Annotated in this window: 17 protein-coding genes; 16 read left to right on the forward strand and 1 reads right to left on the reverse strand. The window is 67.0% G+C overall.

Going from position 1 to position 18,999, the window contains the following annotated elements; genetic code table 11:
- The first annotated feature begins 1 nt into the window (after position 1).
- From BMY06_RS06030 to BMY06_RS06095, 14 genes are read left to right on the forward strand one after another with little or no spacing between them, the layout of a single operon-like run.
- Positions 2-640, forward strand: coding sequence for a COG4648 family protein (locus tag BMY06_RS06030; RefSeq protein WP_176081252.1), 639 nt, complete (start codon positions 2-4; stop codon positions 638-640).
- Complete coding sequence (locus tag BMY06_RS06035; RefSeq protein ID WP_074982217.1) at positions 637-2,445, forward strand: AMP-binding protein; 1,809 nt, start codon at positions 637-639, stop codon at positions 2,443-2,445. The genes BMY06_RS06030 and BMY06_RS06035 overlap by 4 nt, the downstream gene beginning before the upstream one ends.
- Complete coding sequence (locus BMY06_RS06040) at positions 2,442-4,184, forward strand: glycosyltransferase family 2 protein (protein ID WP_074982032.1); 1,743 nt, start codon at positions 2,442-2,444, stop codon at positions 4,182-4,184. Before BMY06_RS06035 ends, BMY06_RS06040 begins: the two co-directional genes overlap by 4 nt.
- Positions 4,171-5,784: an HAL/PAL/TAL family ammonia-lyase gene (locus BMY06_RS06045; RefSeq protein WP_074982034.1), complete on the forward strand. Its 1,614-nt coding sequence runs from the start codon at positions 4,171-4,173 to the stop codon at positions 5,782-5,784. Before BMY06_RS06040 ends, BMY06_RS06045 begins: the two co-directional genes overlap by 14 nt.
- Complete coding sequence (locus tag BMY06_RS06050) at positions 5,781-6,215, forward strand: acyl-CoA thioesterase (RefSeq protein WP_124263115.1); 435 nt, start codon at positions 5,781-5,783, stop codon at positions 6,213-6,215. Before BMY06_RS06045 ends, BMY06_RS06050 begins: the two co-directional genes overlap by 4 nt.
- The gene (locus BMY06_RS06055) at positions 6,203-6,895 is read left to right on the forward strand and encodes an outer membrane lipoprotein carrier protein LolA (RefSeq protein WP_074982035.1); all 693 of its coding nucleotides are present in this window, start codon (positions 6,203-6,205) and stop codon (positions 6,893-6,895) included. The genes BMY06_RS06050 and BMY06_RS06055 overlap by 13 nt, the downstream gene beginning before the upstream one ends.
- Entirely contained in the window at positions 6,895-9,333 is a 2,439-nt protein-coding gene (locus BMY06_RS06060) for an MMPL family transporter (protein ID WP_074982037.1), read from the forward strand. The genes BMY06_RS06055 and BMY06_RS06060 overlap by 1 nt, the downstream gene beginning before the upstream one ends.
- Complete coding sequence (locus BMY06_RS06065; protein ID WP_065060832.1) at positions 9,333-10,559, forward strand: beta-ketoacyl-[acyl-carrier-protein] synthase family protein; 1,227 nt, start codon at positions 9,333-9,335, stop codon at positions 10,557-10,559. The genes BMY06_RS06060 and BMY06_RS06065 overlap by 1 nt, the downstream gene beginning before the upstream one ends.
- Positions 10,556-11,047, forward strand: a complete 492-nt coding sequence (locus BMY06_RS06070; protein ID WP_074982039.1) for a hotdog family protein — start codon at positions 10,556-10,558, stop codon at positions 11,045-11,047. Before BMY06_RS06065 ends, BMY06_RS06070 begins: the two co-directional genes overlap by 4 nt.
- Positions 11,044-11,793 (forward strand): 3-ketoacyl-ACP reductase FabG2, encoded by a 750-nt coding sequence (locus tag BMY06_RS06075; protein WP_065060831.1) that lies wholly within the window; start codon positions 11,044-11,046, stop codon positions 11,791-11,793. Before BMY06_RS06070 ends, BMY06_RS06075 begins: the two co-directional genes overlap by 4 nt.
- Positions 11,793-13,019, forward strand: coding sequence for a beta-ketoacyl-ACP synthase (locus BMY06_RS06080; protein WP_065060830.1), 1,227 nt, complete (start codon positions 11,793-11,795; stop codon positions 13,017-13,019). Before BMY06_RS06075 ends, BMY06_RS06080 begins: the two co-directional genes overlap by 1 nt.
- A 2-nt stretch (positions 13,020-13,021) precedes the next feature.
- Entirely contained in the window at positions 13,022-14,266 is a 1,245-nt protein-coding gene (locus BMY06_RS06085; RefSeq protein WP_074982041.1) for a beta-ketoacyl synthase N-terminal-like domain-containing protein, read from the forward strand.
- Between the two features lie 57 nt (positions 14,267-14,323).
- Positions 14,324-14,782, forward strand: coding sequence for a signal peptidase (locus BMY06_RS06090; protein WP_065061014.1), 459 nt, complete (start codon positions 14,324-14,326; stop codon positions 14,780-14,782).
- Between the two features lie 18 nt (positions 14,783-14,800).
- On the forward strand, positions 14,801-15,241 hold the full coding sequence (locus BMY06_RS06095) for an excinuclease ABC subunit A (RefSeq protein ID WP_074982043.1): 441 nt from the start codon (positions 14,801-14,803) through the stop codon (positions 15,239-15,241).
- A 75-nt stretch (positions 15,242-15,316) separates the two neighbouring features.
- Here the strand turns inward: BMY06_RS06095 and BMY06_RS06100 are convergent, their stop codons facing one another.
- Entirely contained in the window at positions 15,317-16,066 is a 750-nt protein-coding gene (locus BMY06_RS06100) for a class I SAM-dependent methyltransferase (protein WP_074982045.1), read from the reverse strand.
- 171 nt (positions 16,067-16,237) lie between these two features.
- On the opposite strand from BMY06_RS06100, the gene BMY06_RS06105 reads away from it, so the two are divergent.
- Together BMY06_RS06105 and BMY06_RS06110 are read left to right on the forward strand one after the other, a co-directional pair.
- Complete coding sequence (locus tag BMY06_RS06105; protein ID WP_074982219.1) at positions 16,238-17,479, forward strand: NAD(P)/FAD-dependent oxidoreductase; 1,242 nt, start codon at positions 16,238-16,240, stop codon at positions 17,477-17,479.
- A gap of 436 nt (positions 17,480-17,915) precedes the next feature.
- Entirely contained in the window at positions 17,916-18,599 is a 684-nt protein-coding gene (locus tag BMY06_RS06110; RefSeq protein ID WP_065060826.1) for a GntR family transcriptional regulator, read from the forward strand.
- Positions 18,600-18,999: the final 400 nt, after the last annotated feature.

Genomic DNA, 18,999 nt, shown 5'->3' on the forward strand with positions numbered 1-18,999 from the left:
CGTGACCGTTCGTTCCGCGCACGCCGACGCGCCGCTCGCGCCCGTCGCCGCGCGTGCGCCGGGCAAGCTGCGGCTGCTCGCCAATCTCGCGTATCCCGTCGTGATTCTGTGCGCGTGGCGCTGGGAGTCGCCGCGTCTCGTCGGGCTGATGCTGCTCGCGCTGCTCTGGCTGCAACGCGTGGCGGGCACCGGCGCGATCGCGGCGCAACTGCGCAAGCTCACGCGCGTGGATTGGGCCGTGGCCATTACGCTGAACCTTGCTTCGGTGGCGATCGTGTTTACCGATAGCGCGCGGATCATGCGTCTGTATCCCGCATTCGTGAATCTCGGGCTGCTCGTCGCGTTCGGTGCGACGCTCGTCAAAGGTCCGTCGATGATCGAGAAGTTCGCGCAGCGGACCTATCCCGAACCGCCCGCGCATATCGTGCGCTATACGCGCCGCGTCACGCAGCTCTGGTGCGTATTCTTCGCCGCGAATGGCGCGTTTTCCGCGTGGACGGCGTTCGCCTGGCCGCCGAAACTGTGGTCGCTCTATAACGGGGCGCTCGCGTATGCGCTGATCGGCCTGCTGATCGTGGGCGAGATCGCGTGGCGCAAATGGATCATGCTGCCGCGCGCGGCGCGACAGGAGGCGCTGTGATCGCGCTGCACGCATTGCTCGCGGCGTCGGCGCGCGAGGCGCAGACGGTGGTCTGCATCGAAGGCGCGAGCGTCACGCGCTTCGCGACGTTTCAGGCGCAGGCGCGTGCGATTGCCGCGCGTTTGCGCGAGCGCGACGCGCGACGCATCGCGCTCTGGAGCGAGGACCCTTACGTGTTCGCGTGCGCGCTGTTCGGCGTGTTCGCGGCGGGCAAGGTGCCGGTGATTCCGGCCAACGCCACGCCCGGTTATCTCGCCGATCTGCGCGACGCTTACGACGCCGTGCTCGACGACAGCGAATTCGCCGCGTGGTGCGCCGATGGCGCTGTTGCCGGATCGCCGTCGCGTGGATCGAGCGAATCGAGCGCATGGTTTGAAGCGATCGACCCGCAAGCCCCGCTCACGCTGTTCACCTCGGGCAGCAGCGGCACGCCGAAGCCGGTCCACAAGACGCTCGCGCAATTCGACGCCGAAGTGCGCACGCTCGAAGCCGAATGGGGCACGCTCCTCGGCGACGCGACCGTGCTCGCGAGCGTGCCGCATCACCATATCTACGGGCTGCTGTTCCGCGTGTTCTGGCCGCTGGCGGCGGGGCGGCCGTTCGATCGCGCGACTTGCGCCGACCCCGCGCAATTGCAGTCGCGGATCGCGCAATGCGGCGCGACCGTGGTGGTGTCGACGCCCGCGCAACTTTCGCGTTGGCCCGATTTGCCGGGCTTCGCGACGCTCGCGCCGGTGCCGCGCGCGTTTTTCTCGTCGGGCGGACCGCTCTCCGCCGATGCCGCGCTGCGTTACGCCGCGACGTTCGGCGACGCGCCGCTGGAAATCTACGGCAGCACGGAGACGGGCGGCATTGCGTGGCGCCGACAAAGCGAAACCGACGCCTGGACGCCCATGCACGGCATCGCCGTGCGCGCGGGCGTGGCGCAGGAATCCGGCGAATTCAGCGAAAGCAATGAGGTAAACGATGCGATCCACGGCGGCGCGCTCGAAGTCCGCTCGCCGCATCTGGGCCACGACGACTGGCATCGCACCGACGACCAGGCCGCGTTCGACGAAGCGGGCCGCTTCCGTCTGCGCGGCCGGCTCGACCGCGTGCTCAAGCTCGACGGCAAACGCGTCTCGCTCGGCGAACTGGAGAGTCGTCTGCTGCTGCATCCGGCGATTGCCGAGGTGCGGACCGCGCCGCTTGCGGGCGCGACGCGTCAGCGGATCGGCGCGCTCGTCGTGCTGTCCGTGCAAGGCCGCGAGATCTTGCGCCGCGAAGGTCGCGTGGCGCTCGTGAAGGCGTTGCGTCGTCATCTCGCCGCGTATTTCGATGCGGTCGTGCTGCCGCGTCACTGGCGCATCCGTCGTGCGCTGCCGGTCGATGCGCGCGGCAAGATTCAGGCGCGCGCCGTGGCGCAGGCGTTCGCCGCGCGCGAAGAAGGCTTCGAACTGCTCGCGGAATGGGACGAGACCGCCCCCACCCATCAAGCCGATCAACCGCCTGCTTTGCCCGCCCGTGTCTTCGAAATGCGCGTGCCGCTGACGCTCGAACATTTTGCAGGCCACTTTCCCGGCTTGCCGATCCTGCCGGGCGTGGTGCAGGTGGACTGGTCGCTGCGTTTCGCCGACGAATGGGTGCCGGGCGCACGCGCGCTCGCCACGATCGAGCAGCTGAAATTCATGGCGCCGGTGCCGCCGGGCGTTGTGCTCAAGCTCGTGCTCAGGCACGACGCGCCGCGCCGCCGCATCGCGTTCGCGTGGCGCTTCGGCGAGCGAGACTGCGCCTCGGGCGTCATCGTGTACCGGGAGCCCGCATGAACCTCGCGGCCTGCATCGTCATTCCGATTTACAACCACAAGGACGCGATTGGCGGCACGGTGGCGAATCTGGTCGTGCACGGCCTGCCGCTGTTCGTCGTCGACGATGGCAGCGACGCGGCCACGCAACAGGTGCTCGCCGATCTCGCGCAGCGCCACGCGGACCGGCTCACGCTGTTGCGTCTGCCCGTGAACGGCGGCAAGGGCGCGGCGGTGATGGCGGGGCTGCGCGCCGCGCGCGACGCGGGCTACACGCACGCCTTGCAGATCGACGCCGACGGCCAGCACGACGCCGCCGACGTGCCGCGCTTTCTCGCCGCCGCCGCCGCGCATCCGCGCGCGGTCGTGCTCGGCCAGCCCGTCTACGACGAGAGCGTGCCGAAGGCGCGCCTCTACGGCCGCTATCTGACGCACGTGTGGGTGTGGATCGAAACGCTGTCGTTCACGATCCGCGATTCGATGTGCGGCTTCCGGCTTTATCCGCTCGATCTCGCCTGCGCGCTGATCGACAGCGTGAAGCTGCCCGAGCGCATGGACTTCGACATCGAAATTCTGGTGCGGCTGTACTGGCGTCGCGTTCAGTTCGTGTCGATTCCCACGGCCGTGACGTACGCGAGCGATGGCGTCTCGCATTTCGACGTGCTCTGGGACAACGTGCGGATCAGCCGCAGCCACACGCGGCTCGTCGCGGGCATGCTCGCGCGTCTGCCACTGCTGCTCGCGCACAAGGTCTTGCCGCGCCGTCGCGAAAGGGAAAACGAAAACACAGACACAGCAGCAGACGCAAACGCGAGCACCGCGCCCTGGTGGCGGCGCGCCGAGCGCGGCAGCCGTCTCGGCATGAGCCTGCTCGCGCTGAGCTGCCGCCTGTTCGGGCGGCGCTTCACGGCGCTCTGGCTGCATCCGATCGTCGCGTATTTTCTGCTCACGGGCCGTCCGGCGCGCGAGGCGTCGCAGCGCTATTTCGTGCAGCTCGCGCACGCCGCGCCGCAGTCCGGCACGCCGCGCCCCGGCTGGCTCAGTTCGTACCGGCACATGCTCGCGTTCGCGCAATCGGGCTTCGACAAGCTCGCCGCATGGACCGGCCGCGTGGACTTTTCCGACGTCGAAATCGACGACGCCCGCGCGCTCGATGCGCTGCTCGCGAGCGGACGCGGCGCGCTCGTGATCGGCTCGCATCTCGGCAATCTGGAAATGGCGCGCGCGCTCGCCGTGCGCGGCGCGCAGACGAGGGTGACCGCCATCGTCTACACCGAGCACGCGAAGCGCTTCAACAGCGTGCTGGCGGGCGCGAACCGCGATTTCACGCAGCATCTGGTGCCGGTGAGCGACTTCGGGCCGCAGACCGCGCTGATGATGCAGGAGCGCATCGAACGCGGCGAGCTGCTGGTGATCGTCGGCGACCGCACGCCCGCGCACGAAAGCGGACGTCTGACCGAAGCGCAGTTCCTCGGCGCGACCGCGCCGTTCGCGCAAGGGCCGTACGTGCTCGCGCATGCGCTCGCGTGTCCCGTCTATCTGCTGTTCTGCCTGAAGGAGCGCAGCGGCTACCGGCTCTATTTCGAGCCGTTCGCGGAGCGCATCGAGCTGCCGCGACGCGGCCGCGCGGAACATATCGCGGACTGGGCGCAGCGCTTCGCGAGCCGCCTCGAACACCATTGCCGCAAGGCGCCTTATCAATGGTTCAACTTTTACGATTTCTGGGCGCGCCCCAGTGGGAAGACGAATGGCCGAACATGACCTGAGCGCCGACATGAGCCAAGACATGCGCCACGACCGCGTCGCGACCGCCGCCGTGGTGATCGGCGGCCGCCGTCTGACGATCGAGGACGTGGTGGCGGTCGCGCGCGAAGGCGCCGCCGTGCAACTCAGCGGCGACGCTGCCTGGCGCGCGCGCATCGCGCGCGGCGCGGAGTTCCTGCGTCGTCATCTCGATGCGGGCGCAACGGTCTACGGCGTCAACACGGGTTACGGCGACGCCTGCGTGGTCGACGTGCCGATGGCGCTCGTCGAGGCGCTGCCGCTGCAACTCACGCGTTATCACGGCTGCGGCATGGGCGAGTATCTCGACGATGCGTCCGCGCTCGCCGTGATCGCCGCGCGTCTGAATTCGCTCGCGTACGGGCTCTCGGGCGTGCGTCCGGTGCTGCTCGAACGTCTCGCCGATCTCATCAATCATCGCGTGCTGCCGCGCATTCCCGCCGAAGGTTCGGTGGGCGCGAGCGGCGATCTCACGCCGCTGTCGTACGTGGCGGCGGCGCTGGCGGGCGAGCGCGAGGTGCAGTTTCGCGGCGCGTCGTGCAGCGCGCGCGACGCCTGGCAGACGCTCGGCCACGCGCCGCTTACGCTCGCGCCCAAGGAAGGGCTCGCGCTGATGAACGGCACGGCCGTCATGACCGGTCTCGCATGTCTCGCGTTCGCGCGCGCGGCGCAGCTCGCGCGCCTGAGCGCGCGCCTCACCGCGCTCGCGACGGTGGCGCTCGACGGTCGCGCCGCGCATTTCGATCCGCTGATCTTCGAAGCCAAGCCGCATGCCGGGCAGGGCGAGGCGGCCGCGTGGATTCGCGCCGATCTCGCCGGGCGTCCGGACACGCCGGGCCATCGCCTGCAGGACCGCTATTCGATCCGCTGCGCGCCGCACGTGATCGGTGTGCTCGGCGACGCGCTGACGTGGATGCGCCGCGACATCGAAAACGAACTGAACAGCGCCAACGACAATCCGCTGATCGATCCCGACGGCGAGCGCGTGCTGCACGGCGGCAACTTCTACGGCGGCCATATCGCGTTCGCGATGGACGGCCTGAAGAACGCCGTCGCGAATCTCGCCGATCTGATGGATCGCCAGCTCGCGCTGCTCGTCGACGACAAATTCAACAACGGCCTGCCGCGCAACCTCACGGGCGCGAGCGCCGCGCGCGCGCCGATCAATCACGGCTTCAAGGCCGTGCAGATTTCGTCGTCGGCGTGGACGGCGGAAGCGCTCAAGCACACGATGCCCGCGAGCGTGTTTTCGCGTTCGACCGAAGCGCACAACCAGGACAAGGTGAGCATGGGCACGATTGCGGCGCGCGACTGTCTGCGCGTGCTGCAACTGACCGAGCAGGTCGCGGCGGCGCACGCGCTCGCCACCGTGCAGGCCGCGCAATTGCGTCTGCGCGGCAACGCCGCCACCGTGATTCCCGCGCCGCTGCGCGCGTTCATGACGGACGTGGCGACGGTGTCGCCGTTCGTCGACGAAGACCGCGCGCTCGAACACGAACTGCGCGCGATGACGGCGAAAATCGCCGCGGGCGATTTCATCGGCGTTGAGGGCGGCAAGCGTGAAGGAGACGCAGCATGAGCATGGCGGACAAAGCGGTATTGAGCGCGAGCGCAACGGTTGAAGTGCCGTTCCACGACGTCGATGCAATGAACGTCTGCTGGCACGGCCACTATCTGAAGTACTTCGAATTCGGCCGCGCGGCGCTGCTGCGCAAGTTCGATTACGACTATCGCGAGATGCAGGCCTCAGGCTATGTGTGGCCCGTGGTCGAGGCGCATTTGAAGTACGTGCGTCCGGCCATTTACGGGCAGCAGATCGAGGTCTGCGCACATCTGCTCGAACACGAAAATCGCCTGAAAATAGGCTACGAAATCTTCGATTGCGTCACGCGCGCGCGGCTTACCAAGGGCTACACGATTCAGGTTGCGGTGAACGCCGCGACGCAGGAATTGCAGTTCGTTTCACCGCCGTGCGTGCAGGAGAAACTGGAGCGCGCATGGGCACGTTGATCTGCCGTGCGACGCTTGCGGCATTGATGGCGATTCAGGCCGCGTGTCTGCCTGCGTATGCGGCGGCATCGGCAACATCGGCGCCATCGGCATCGTCGGTTTCAAACGCATCGAACGACGCTGACGCGGCGCTCGTTTCGCAGATCGCCGCGCGCCTCGCGCAAGCGAAAGGCGTGCGCGCGCATTTCACGCAAACGCAGACGCTTGCTGCGCTGAAAACGCCGCTCGTCAGCACGGGATCGCTGCTGTTTTTCCGCGATCGCGGCGTGATCTGGCAAATCGACACGCCCTATAAAAAGACCTGGGTGATGAGCGACGCGGGCATGATCGCGATCGACGCGACCGGTCAGCGCGTGGCGAACAACAGCGCGCAGAGTGCGCGCGGCGCGGCCGAAATCGCGAAGATGATGCGCGCGATGCTCGGCGGCGACCTCAGCGGGCTCTACACGCAATTCGACGTCCAGGCGCGCGGCACGCCCGCGCGCTGGCAGATGCGCCTCGTGCCGCGCCAGCCGCAGATCGCGCAGGCGCTGCGCGGCATCGAAATGGACGGCGGGGAGTTCCTGCAAGGCTTGCGCATCACGCTCGCGAACGGCGACGTCACGCAGTACGCGTTCAGCGGCAGCGCGCCCGTGAGCGAACTCGCGCCCGCCGACCAGAAACTGTTCGGAACGCCGTAGTGACATCGCCCGAGCTTCACACCGCACCCGTCGAACGCACCGCTCGCACCGCGCGCCGGCAGTGGGCGCTGCGCGCCGCCTGGCTGTTGCTTGCCGTGGTCGCCGCGCTCTATTGCGGCTGGCGTTTCGCGGGGCCGTCGCCGTTGCAGACGAATCTGCTCGCGCTGCTGCCTGCGACCGAAGCCGATCCCGTTGCCGAAGAAGCCGTCGATCAACTCGCGAACGTGCTCGGCAATCGCGCGGTGCTGCTGGTTTCCAGCGACGACGACGCGCACGCGAAAGCGGCGGCGCTGCAACTGGGCGCGTCGCTGAGCGCGAGCCACGCCTTCGCTTCGGTGACCGCGCGCATTCCGCCGTTCGACCTCGGACGCATCGCGCGCTTCTACATGCCGTACCGCTTCGGCCTGCTCACGCCCGACGATCGCGCGAGCTTGACGAACGCCACGGGCGGTCAGGCCGCGTTGCTCAACGCGCTGACCGAGCGCCTCTACGGCCTGCCGGGCGCGGGCCTTTCGACCTCGCTCGCCGACGATCCGTTCGGCTGGCTCCAGCACTGGCTGTCGGGCTTGCCGCTCGCGGCGTCGAATCTGACCGTCGAGGACGGCTTGCTGGTCGCGCATCGCGGCGCGACCACGAGCGTGCTGGTGGTCGGCACGCTGACGGGATCGGCGTATGAATCGTCGGTGCAGCAAAACGTGCTGCGCGCCGTGGCGCAAGGCGAAAACGCGCTCAAGTCGGCGTGGCCCGACGTCAGCGTCGCGCGCACGGGCGCGGTGTTCTACGCCGAGTCGGCGCGGCGCGCCTCGGAGCGCGACGTGCACGTGATCGGCATCGTCTCGGCCGTTGGCATTGCGTTGCTGATGCTCTGGATCTTCCGCTCGCCGCGTCTCATCGCGCTGGGTTTCGTGTCGACGGGACTGGGCATTCTGTGCGCGCTCGCGGCGACCCTGCTGATCTTCGGCAAGCTGCATCTGCTCACGCTGGTGTTCGGCGCGAGTCTGATCGGCGAGGCCGTCGATTATTCGATTCAGTATTTCGTCATCTATCTGGGCGCGCGCGAGCAGTGGAACGCGCGGCGCGGCGCGCGCGAGGTGATGCCCGCGCTGGCGGTCGCGTTCGGCACGAGTCTGCTCGGCTACGCGATCCTGACCTTCGCGCCGTTCCCGGCGCTCAAGCAGATCGCGTGCTTCGCGATCGTCGGCATTTTTACGGCCTTTGCTTCGGTGATCGGCTTGCTGCCGAGCCTGATGACGCGACCCGCGCGCCGCAGTCCGCGCACGCTGTTCGCCGCGGCCGCCGCCGCGCTCGCGCGATGGCAGGCGCTGATCGGCGGCCGTCGCGCATGGTTCGTCGCGCTCGCGCTGGCGATCGTGGCCGCGCCAGGCTGGCTGCAACTGCGCAGCGACGACGACATCCATCTGCTGATTCAGCGCGATGCTTCGCTGGTCGCGCAGGAACGCGTGGTGAGCCGCGCGGTCGGCGTCGACAACAGCGCGCAGTTCTTCGTCGTGCGCGGCGCGTCGCCGGAAGACGTGCTCGAACGCGCCGAAGCGCTGTGCGCGAAGCTGGGCACGCTCACGGGCGCGTCCGCCGTGAGCGGCTGGCAGTCGGTCACGTCGTTCGTGCCGTCCGCCAAACAGCAGCGCGCCGATCGCGCCGTGCTGGCCGCGCACGCTTTCGACGATCCGGCCGCGTTGCGCGCGATGCTGAACGCGGCGGGTTTCCGCGACGAGATCGTGCAGGCATGGCCGCGCGCGTGGGCGCAATCCGATGGCAAAACGCTGAGCGTGGACGCATGGCTCGCCGAGCCGTGGTCGCAACCGTTCCGCCATCTGTGGCTCGGCCGTTCCGCGAGCACGCCGGGCGCGTTCGCGGCGGTCGTGATTCCGCAAGGCGTGTCGAGCGCGAACGAACCCGCCTTGCGCGCGCTCGCCCCGACGCTGCCGGGCGTGAGTTTCGTCGACAAGGCGGCGAGCGTCTCGCATCTGTTCGGCGTCTACCGCGAGGACGGCGCGCTGTGGCTCGCGGGCGCGCTCGTGCTGGTGCTCGCGCTGCTGACACTGCGTTACGGCTGGCGCGCGGCGTTCGCGGTCGCGTTGCCGGTGTGGCTCGCGATCGGCGTGACGCTGGCCGTGTTCGGCTATGCGCACGTGCGCATCAACCTCTTTCATATGCTGGCGCTGATGCTCGTGCTCGGCGTCGGCGCGAACTACGCAGTGTTTCTGCGCGAAGGCGCGATGCGCGCGAACGCCGACACCGGCGCGGTCTGGACCGGCGTGCTGCTGTCCGCCGCCACGACGCTGCTGTCGTTCGGCATGCTCGCGATGACCTCGATGCCCGCGCTCAAGAGCTTCGGCGCGACGCTGTCGCTCGGCATCATGGTGTCGGTCCTGCTCGCGCCGGTCGGCATGCCTTCGAATTCACGGAGAACGAATTGATGGCGCAAGCCGCTTTTCAGGCAGCGCATCGGCCAACTTCGCAGCCGGTGTATCTGCACGCGCTCGGCATGGTCAACGCGCTCGGCGACGACGTGAGCGCCATCGCCGCCGCGCTCGCACGCGGCGAAGCGCCCGGCATGGGCCCGATCCGCACGCGCATCGGCGAGGCCTTTGCAGGCCGCGTGCTCGCATCGCTCGATCAGGCCGCGTTCGCGCCGCCCGCCGCGCTCGCGCACTACGACTGCCGCAACAATCGTCTGCTGCTGGCGGCGCTGGCGCAGATCCGGCCCGCCATCGACGCGGCCTGCGAGCGCTTCGGCGCGGGTCGCGTCGGCGTGGTGCTGGGCACGAGCACGTCGGGCATCGGTGCGGTCGAAGCCACTTTCGCCGACGCCGAGGCAAAGAACACGAAGTCCTTCGACTACCGCCAGATGGAAATCGGCACGGTCGCGCCGTTTGCCGCCGCCGCGCTCGGCCTCGGCGGCCCGGCGTTCACGATCTCCACGGCCTGCACGTCCAGCGCGAAGGCCTTCGCAGCCGCGCGCCGTCTGCTGCGCGCGCAGTTGTGCGACGCGGTGGTGGTTGGCGGCGTCGACACGCTCTGCGAACTCACGCTGCAAGGCTTCGCCTCGCTCGAATCGACGAGCGCCGTACGCACCAATCCGATGAGCGCAAACCGGCGCGGCATCAATATCGGCGAAGGCGCGGCGGTGTTTCTGATGAGCCGCGAAGAAGGCCCGGTGCGCTTCGCCGGCGCGGGCGAGTCGAGCGATGCGCATCACATCTCCGCGCCCGATCCGCAAGGTGCGGGCGGCGAGATCGCGTTGCGCGCGGCGCTGGCGGACGCGGGCATCGACGCGCGCGCGATCGGCTACGTCAACCTGCACGCCACCGCGACGCTCAAGAACGATCAGATGGAAGCGCACCTGATGGCGCGCGTGTTTCCCGACGGCGTGGCCGTGAGCGGCACCAAACCGTTCACGGGCCACACGCTCGGCGCGGCGGGCGCGACCGAAGCGGGTCTTGCGTGGCTGACGCTCGCTCGCGACGACGTCGCGCTGCCGCGTCATCGGTGGGACGGCCAGGCCGACGCGACGCTGCCGCCGCTCGATTTCGTCGAGTCCGCGCGTTATCTGCCGCGCGGCGCGGGCGCGCAAAGCCAATACGTGATGAGCAATTCGTTCGCGTTCGGCGGCAGCAACGTTTCCCTGGTGCTCGCACGATGACCGACTCCCTGAACGCCGCGCCGGGCGTCGAGATCTTTCCGCCGATCGACGCGATCATTCCGCATCGCGGCACGATGCTGCTGCTCGATGCCGTGTGCGCGTGCAGCGACGAATCGCTGAGCGCCGAAGCCAGCGTGCGCGCCGACGCATGGTACGCCGATGCGCAGGGCGCGATGCCCGCGTGGATCGGCATCGAACTGATGGCGCAGGCGATCGCGGCCCACGTGGGCCTGCTGTCGATGCGCGCGGGCGAGGCGGCGCGCCCCGGCGTGCTGCTCGGCACGCGCCGCTTCACGGCGCTGCGCGACGCGTTCGCGGCCGGCGCGCCGCTGCGCGTGAGCGTGAACGAACTGCTGCGCAGCGACGAAGGCCACGGCGCCTACGGCTGCACCATCGAACAGGATGGCGTGCTGTGCGCCGAGGCCACGATCAAGGTGTATCAGCCGCACGATTTTCAGACTTTCATCGAGGAAAACTCCCGAGCATGAGCCAGACTCCGAGCCCGACCACGATCCGGCGTGTACTCGTGACCGGCGCGAGCCGCGGCATTGGCCGCGCGATCGCCTATCAACTGGCCGCCGACGGCTTCGCCGTCACCGTGCATTGCCGCACGGGCCTGAAAGAAGCGCAGGCGGTGACCGCCGGCATCGCCGCGCAGGGCGGTTCGGCCGGCGTGCTGCAATTCGACGTGCGCGATCGCGCCGCCTGCCGCGCCGCGCTCGAAGCCGATGTGGCCGCGCACGGCGCGTACTACGGCATCGTCTGCTGCGCGGGCGTGACGCGCGACGCCGCCTTCCCCGCACTGACCGACGAAGACTGGGACATCGTGCTGGAAACCGGCCTCGACGCCTTCTACAACGTCGTGCATCCGCTCGTCATGCCGATGGTGCGCGCGCGCAAGGGCGGCCGCATCGTCACGGTGGCGTCGGTGTCGGGCGTCACGGGCAATCGCGGGCAGGTCAACTACAGCGCCGCGAAGGCGGGCCTGATCGGCGCGACCAAGGCGCTCGCCGTCGAGCTGGCCACGCGCAACATCACCGTCAACAGCGTCGCGCCCGGTCTCGTCGATACCGGCATGCTCGACGAGGTGCCGCTCGATCACGCGCTCAAGGCCGTGCCGATGAACCGCGTGGGCCAGCCCGCCGAAGTGGCCGCGGTGGTCGGCTTCCTGATGTCGGACGCGGCGTCCTACGTCACGCGCCAGGTCATCGGCGTGAACGGAGGGATGGTCTGATGAAGCGCGTCGTGGTGACGGGCATGGGCGGCGTGACCGCGCTCGGCGATCGTTGGGAGCAGGTCGAGGCCGCGCTCGAGCGCGGCGTGAATGCGGTGCGGCGCGTGCACGACTGGGATTACATCGAGGCGCTGCACACGCGTCTCGCCTCGCCGCTGCCGGCGTTCGAAACGCCCGACTACTATCCGCGCAAGAAGACGCGCTCGATGGGGCCGGTCTCGCTCTACGCGGTGCGCGCGAGCGAATACGCGCTGGCGGACGCAGGCCTGCTCGACGATGCGTCGATCAAGGACGGCCGCATGGGCGTGGCGTACGGTTCGTCCGCGGGCTCGGTGGAACCCGTGCGCGCGTTCGGCAAGATGCTCGAAACCGGCTCGATGAGCGACGTCACGTCGAACAGCTACGTGCAGATGATGCCGCACACCACGGCGGTCAACGTGAGCCTCTTCTGGGACCTGAAAGGCCGCATTGTGCCGACGTCGTGCGCGTGCGCCTCGGGCAGCCAGGCGATCGGCTATGCCTACGAAATGATCGCGAACGGCAAGCAGATGCTGATGCTCGCGGGCGGCGCCGAGGAACTCTCGGGGCCGGGCGTAGCCGTGTTCGATATGCTCTACGCCACGAGCACCCGCAACGACGATCCGCACACCACGCCGCGTCCGTTCGACGCCGCGCGCGACGGCCTCGTGGTCGGTGAAGGCGCGGCCACGCTCGTGCTCGAAGAATACGAGCACGCGGTGGCGCGCGGCGCGCGCATTCACGCGGAAGTCGTGGGCTTCGGCTGCAACTCGGATGGCGCGCACATCACGCAGCCCACGGCGGCGACGATGGCGGTGGCGATGCGCCAGGCGCTCGCCGACGCGCAACTCGCGCCCGACGCAATTGCCTACGTGAACGCGCACGGCACCTCGACCGATCGCGGCGACATCGCGGAAAGCCACGCGACCGCGGAGACGTTCGGCGCGCGCATGCCGATCAGTTCGCTCAAGAGCTATATCGGCCATACGCTCGGCGCGTGCGGCGCGATCGAAGCGTGGTGGACGATCGAAATGATGAAGCGCAATCGCTACGCGCCCACGCTGAATCTGCACGAAGTCGATCCGGCCTGCGCGCCGCTCGACTACATCATGGGCGCGCCGCGCGAGATCGACGCCGATTACGTGATGAGCAATAACTTCGCGTTCGGCGGCGTGAACACGTCGTTGATCTTCAAGCGCGTCCGGTGAGCATGCACGCAACGTCGGCGTCGAATGGATTGCAGCGCGTGGTCGTGACGGGCATGGGCATCGTCTCGTGCCTCGGCAACACGCTCGACGGCGTGTCCGCGCGGTTGCGCGAAGGACGCGGCGGCATCACGCGCATGGCGGCGTGGCGAGAGCGCGGCTTCGGAAGCCAGGTGGCGGCGGTCGCGTCGGTGGACGACGAGACGCCGTTCGCGCGCAAGGCCGAGCGCTTCATGGGCGACACGGCGCGCTTTGCGTGTCACGCGGCGCGCAGCGCCATCGACGACGCAGGGCTCGACGAAGCCGTGTTGCGGCAGCCGCGCGTGGGTGCGGTGGTGGGTTCGGGCGTCGGCACGATGTCGGCCTACGACGCGGCGATGGCGTGCGCGAATGCGCGCGGCGTGGATCGCGTGCCACCCTATACGGTGCCGCAGGCGATGAGCAGCACGGCGTCGGCGAATCTCGCGCACGTGTTCGGCATGGAAGGCGTGACGTACTCGCCGTCGTCGGCGTGCACGACGTCCGCGCTCGCGATCGGCCAGGCGATGCAACTGATCCAGACCGGCCGCCAGGACATCGTGCTCGCGGGCGGCAGCGAAGCGCTGCACGACAACATGACGCTGATGTTCGACGCGATGGGCGCGCTCTCGCGCGGCTTCAACGACACGCCCGAACGCGCGTCGCGGCCGTACGACACGCAGCGCGACGGCTTCGTGATCGGCTCGGGCGCGGGCGTGCTGGTGCTCGAATCGCTCGAACATGCGCGCTCGCGCGGCGCGCGCATCCACGCGGAGCTGACGGGTTTCGGCCATTGCACGGATGGCGCGCAGATGGTCGCGCCGCAAGCGGGCGGCATCGCGCGCGCGATGCGCGCGGCGCTCGCGGAGTCCGCGTGCCGTCCCGACTACATCAACACGCATGCGCCTTCCACGCCTTCGGGCGATGTCGAGGAACTGCTCGCGCTGCGTGACGTATTCGGCGCGGACGTGCCCGCATTTTCGTCGACGAAAGCGCTCAGCGGTCATCCGCTCGGCGCGTGCGGCGCGCACGAAGCGATCTACACCTTGCTGATGATGCGCGACGGTCATCTCGCGGGCTCAGTGGGGATCGACGAACTCGATCCGCTGGCCGCGAGCATGCCGCTCGTGCGCGTCACGCGCGAGGCGCGGATCGAATCGGCGATGTCGGTGTCGTTCGGGTTTGGCGGCAGTTGCGCCAGCCTGATGTTTCGCACGCTGAATTTGTCATGAGCGCATCTTGAACGCGTCATGACGTTGCAGGCGCTCCTGAAAACCACGAGGAAAACTATGAGAACACCACGCCTTACGCTCACCGCCGCCACGTTCGCCAGCCTCGCGCTGGCTGCTTGCGGTACGCAGTTGAAGACGCTGCCGATTCAGCCGGCACTGTCCGCGGCGCCGACTGATGCATTTAGTACGGCAGCGGCGGAGCGCGCGAAAGTCGCGGTCTACTTCGGCAAAGAGGCGCACGCGGATGTCGCGCGGCGCGTGGGCGAAGCGTCGCATTCCGTGCGTATCGCGCGTTCCGCCGATGGCGCCGACGTGTCGTGCAACAAGGCGCTCGCCAGCGCGATCGACAAGCTGCGCGATGACGCGCGTGCGAAGGGCGCGAACGCCGTTATCGACGTGACGACGCGCTTTCACGAGAACGAATCGAATTCGTCGACCGACTTCACCTGCGGCGTGAGCCCGAGCGCGGCGGCGATTGCCGTGAAGGGCGACCTCGTGGTGCTGCAGGCCCATTGATCCAACTAGAGAGTCACAATGAACAAGCTGTGGATGACGACCGCGCTTTGCGCGGCTTTGGTGACGACGCACGCCTGGGCGCGCGATACGGTGGACACGTATCCGGTGGCGCAAGCGCTGCAAAGTGAACCGGGCAAAGTGGGCGACGATATTGCGCTGTACTTCGCGGGCCAGAAGCATCCGGCCGTGAAAAAGACGATGGGTACGATCGCGACCAACAAGAAGACGAACGCATTCAACAAGAGCGATGAAGAAGCGTGTCAGCACGTGTTTCTTTCGGCGGTGCGCGAGCTTCAGGAGCGCGCGCGCCAGCAGGGCGGCAACGCGGTCATCAACATCAAGAGCAATTACCGTAACAACCTGACCGAAAGCCCGACGGACTTCACGTGCGGCGCGGGCGCGATGATCGCGGGCGTGGCGCTGGTGGGCGACGTGGTGGCGTTGAAGGGCGCGAAGTAATTATTTTTTAGTTTTTTTCGGGCGGCGGCGCGTGACTGCGCGTGATAATGCGCGCGCCGCACCGAGTCGAGCGGATTACTGCGCCTTCACCGCCGCCACGTTGACGAGCGTTTCGCGACGCTTGCCAGGCTTCGGATGGTGCAGCCCAAGGCGCTCGAACAGGCCGAAGTCCGCCGCGCGGCTCCACCACAAATAAGGGAGCGAGACATTGTGCTCGGCGAAGCGGAAACCTGCGTGGCGTATCATGGCAAGGTAACCGTCGGCGCTCTTTTGCACCTGCATCGGATGGCGGAAAAGCAGACGAATGACCCACGAGCGAATATAGGCTTCGGTGGATTCGGCGAACAGCAGCACGCCGCCGGGCTTGAGCACGCGATGGAATTCCGCGAGCGCGCGTTCCTGTTCGACCAGATGATGAAACGTCTGATGACAGAACACGATGTCCGCGCTGCCCGACGGCAGCGGCAGATTCGCGCAGTCGCCGTGCAGCACGTCGAATTCGATGTGCGCTTGCGACGGTGATGCCGCTCGCTGCTGAACCGCGTGTGCCGCTTGTTGAGCGAGATCGAGCGACGCTTCGTGAAAGTCGATCCCGACGATGCGGCGCGGGCGAAACGCCTCGGCCAGCAAACGGAATGATTTGCCCTGGCCGCAGCCGACGTCGACGATCGTGGGCGCGTGCGGCAGCGGTTGATCGATCAGGCGCTTGAGGTCGTTGATCGCCACGCGCAGGACATGATGCTCCCACGTGTGGGTGCGGAGAAACCAGATGCCGAAGGCCGTTTCCGGCACGAACGGCACAACATTTGATTCGGAAACCGACATATTTTTCCCCGATGCATATTCGGTCGTGAACAAGAACGGGCATTGTAATAGCAAGCGTGGTGTGCGAGGCGATGAACTCGCCAACGAATCCGCATCGCGCAAACCAGGCACAGGAAGGGACGCATGGAACAGAGCCGGGAACAGCGCCGCGAAGCGGCAGTGAACAGTCAATTGGAAGGCTCGGGCCGTAGCGAGCGCGTCGATGTGGCGATCATCGGCGCCGGTCCTTCGGGTGCGGTGGCGGCTGCACTGCTGCGCAAACGCGGGCGTTCGGTGCTGGTGCTCGAACGTCAGCATTTTCCGCGTTTTTCGATCGGCGAGAGCCTGCTGCCGCAGAGCATGGAATACCTCGAAGAAGCGGGCATGTTGCAGGCAGTGGTCGAAGCCGGTTTCCAGTACAAGAACGGCGCGCAGTTCGTGTGGCGCGATCAGGCGACGGCGTACGACTTTCGCGATAAACATTCGCCGGGTTGGGGCACGACGTTTCAGGTGGAGCGCGCGAAGTTCGACGAACTGCTGATCCAGTGTGCGGCAAAACAGGGCGCGGAAGTGCGATTCGGTCACACCGTGCTGGCGATGCATCCGGGCGATGCGCCGGTGCTCGCAGTCATCGACGAGAACGAAACGCGCTATGAAGTGCACGCGCGTTATGTGCTCGACGCGAGCGGTTTTGGCCGCGTGCTGCCGCGTTTGCTGAATCTCGAAGCGCCGACCGGTTTGCCGACGCGCGCGGCGATTTTCAGCCACGTGCGCGATGGCCTCGCGCTCGACGATTTCGATCGCAACAAGATTTGCGTCGCGACGCATCCGGTGCATCGCGATGTGTGGTTCTGGATGATTCCGCTGGCGGGCGGGCGCTCGTCGGTGGGTTGCGTGGCGGAAGCCGCGTTCTTCGATCTGCCGGAAGCCGAGCGCGAAGCGCGCCTGCGTACGCTGATTCGCGAGGAACCGACGCTCAATCGTTTGATCGGCGATGCGCCGTTCCTCATGCCGGTGCGCCAGATCGGCGGGTATTCGGCGAATGTCGAGCGTTTGCACGGCGCGGGTTATGCGCTGCTCGGTAATGCGGGCGAGTTCCTCGATCCTGTGTTTTCTTCGGGCGTGACGATCGCGCTGCGTTCCGCGCATATGGCCGCGAAAGTGGTGGATCGCGTGCTGAACGGCGAAACCGTGGATTGGCACGCCGAATACGATGTGCCGCTGCGCAAGGGCATCGACACGTTCCGTGCTTTCGTCGAGCGTTGGTACACGGGCGAATTGCAGGACATTATTTATTATCCACGTCAAACGCCGCTGATTCGCCGCATGATCAGCTCCGTGCTGGCGGGTTATGCGTGGGACGAGAGCAATCCGTATGTGGCGGAACCGGTGCGCCGGCTCAATACGCTGCATGAGGCGTGTTTGCGGATGTGAGGTGGCGGGGAAGGTGCGGGGAGGTCAGGGTTTGATGCGGCAGTTGGGCCGCTTCATGTCCACGCGCGCGAAGAATCTGATTTGCGCAACGAGCCGATGCCGATGCAAATTTTAATAACAGGCATTGCGAATTAAATAGCTCGTTTTCATGTTCCCGGCTTCAGCAAGGTTGTTAAGGTGCGATGGCCGGGCGGGGAGATCAACGTATTGCCGGTTCGTTCTATCCGCCCAACGTTGCAACTAACGGTCAACCGCGCTCAACACCACCCTTCAAAAGCCACCGCGCAGTGGTTTTGCAGGTCAAGGGCTGCCCGACGCGGAACATTGAAAATAGCTTACAAAACTGGCGCTCTTTCCGTATGAGGGATAATATGGCATCCCAAGTCGGCGAATGGTCGTCGTCCGGCTATTTCTCTCCGTTCACCTTACGCGCCCTATGTCAGATCTAAAAATCGTCCGCGAAACCAAAACCCTTCGGGAACTGACGCTGGATAAGCTGCGCGACGCCATTGTGCAAGGCTATTTCAAGCCGGGCGCGCGTCTTGTCGAACGCACGCTGTGCGATGAACTGGGCGTGAGCCGCACCATCGTGCGCGAGGTTCTGCGGCACCTGGAAACGGAAGGGCTCGTGGAAGTGATCGCGCGTCAGGGGCCGGTCGTCGCGCAGCTCAATCCCGCTCAGGTCAGCGAGATTTACGAGTTGCGCGGCCTGCTCGAGGCGAACGCCGCGCGCGCCTGCGCCGAACAATCCACGCCCGAACTCGTTAAATCGTTGCGCGAGATTCGCAAGGAGATCGAGGCCGCGTTCAAGTCCGGCGATCTGCCGACCGTGCTCGCGCACACCGAGCGCTTCTACGAGGCGCTGTTCGAAGGCGCGAACAAGACGGTGTCGCTCGCCGTGGTCAAGACGCTCAATGCGCGCATCAACCGGCTGCGGGCGCTGACAATCGCCACGCCTGGGCGCAGCGGCGAGTCGAATCGCGAGATGAACAAGATGCTCGACGCAATCGAGCGACGCGATGGCGACGCGGCGTTCGCGGCCTCGATCGCGCACATCAAGCGGACGGCCGAACTCGCGCTGGCCGCCCTGGCTGCGCGCGGCGAAGCCCCCGAAGCCTGATTTCCCGCTAACGCTCCACCTCCTCTGGCTGCCGGCTGACTGTCCGGCGGCCTGTCTTCGCACGTCAGCAGGCGCGGCCAGCGCGCTTTCTGGCGTAGCGGCGCCTGTCTTCCCATCGCCAGCGCTTCCCCATTCGTCGCACCTTTCCTTCGCCGTCGGTCGGCGGCATTCGTGCCAGCCGCGTGCTGCGCCTACTTATGGTATTCCATAATATTTAGGCTGCATGGTAGTCGATAGTATGGCATACCATAATCTTCCGAATCGACGGGAGGGCGGGCGACGGCGGCAGGGCAAGCCGGTACGCAAGGCATCGCAGCGAAGCTTTTCATTCGCAAAGACAGGAATGGATTCGTCATTCGGTTTAATGCGAATGAACGATTTTTCCGCACCGCCATAAAAG

It is taken from the genome of Paraburkholderia tropica (assembly GCF_900109265.1).
GTDB classification, from domain to species: Bacteria; Pseudomonadota; Gammaproteobacteria; order Burkholderiales; family Burkholderiaceae; genus Paraburkholderia; species Paraburkholderia tropica.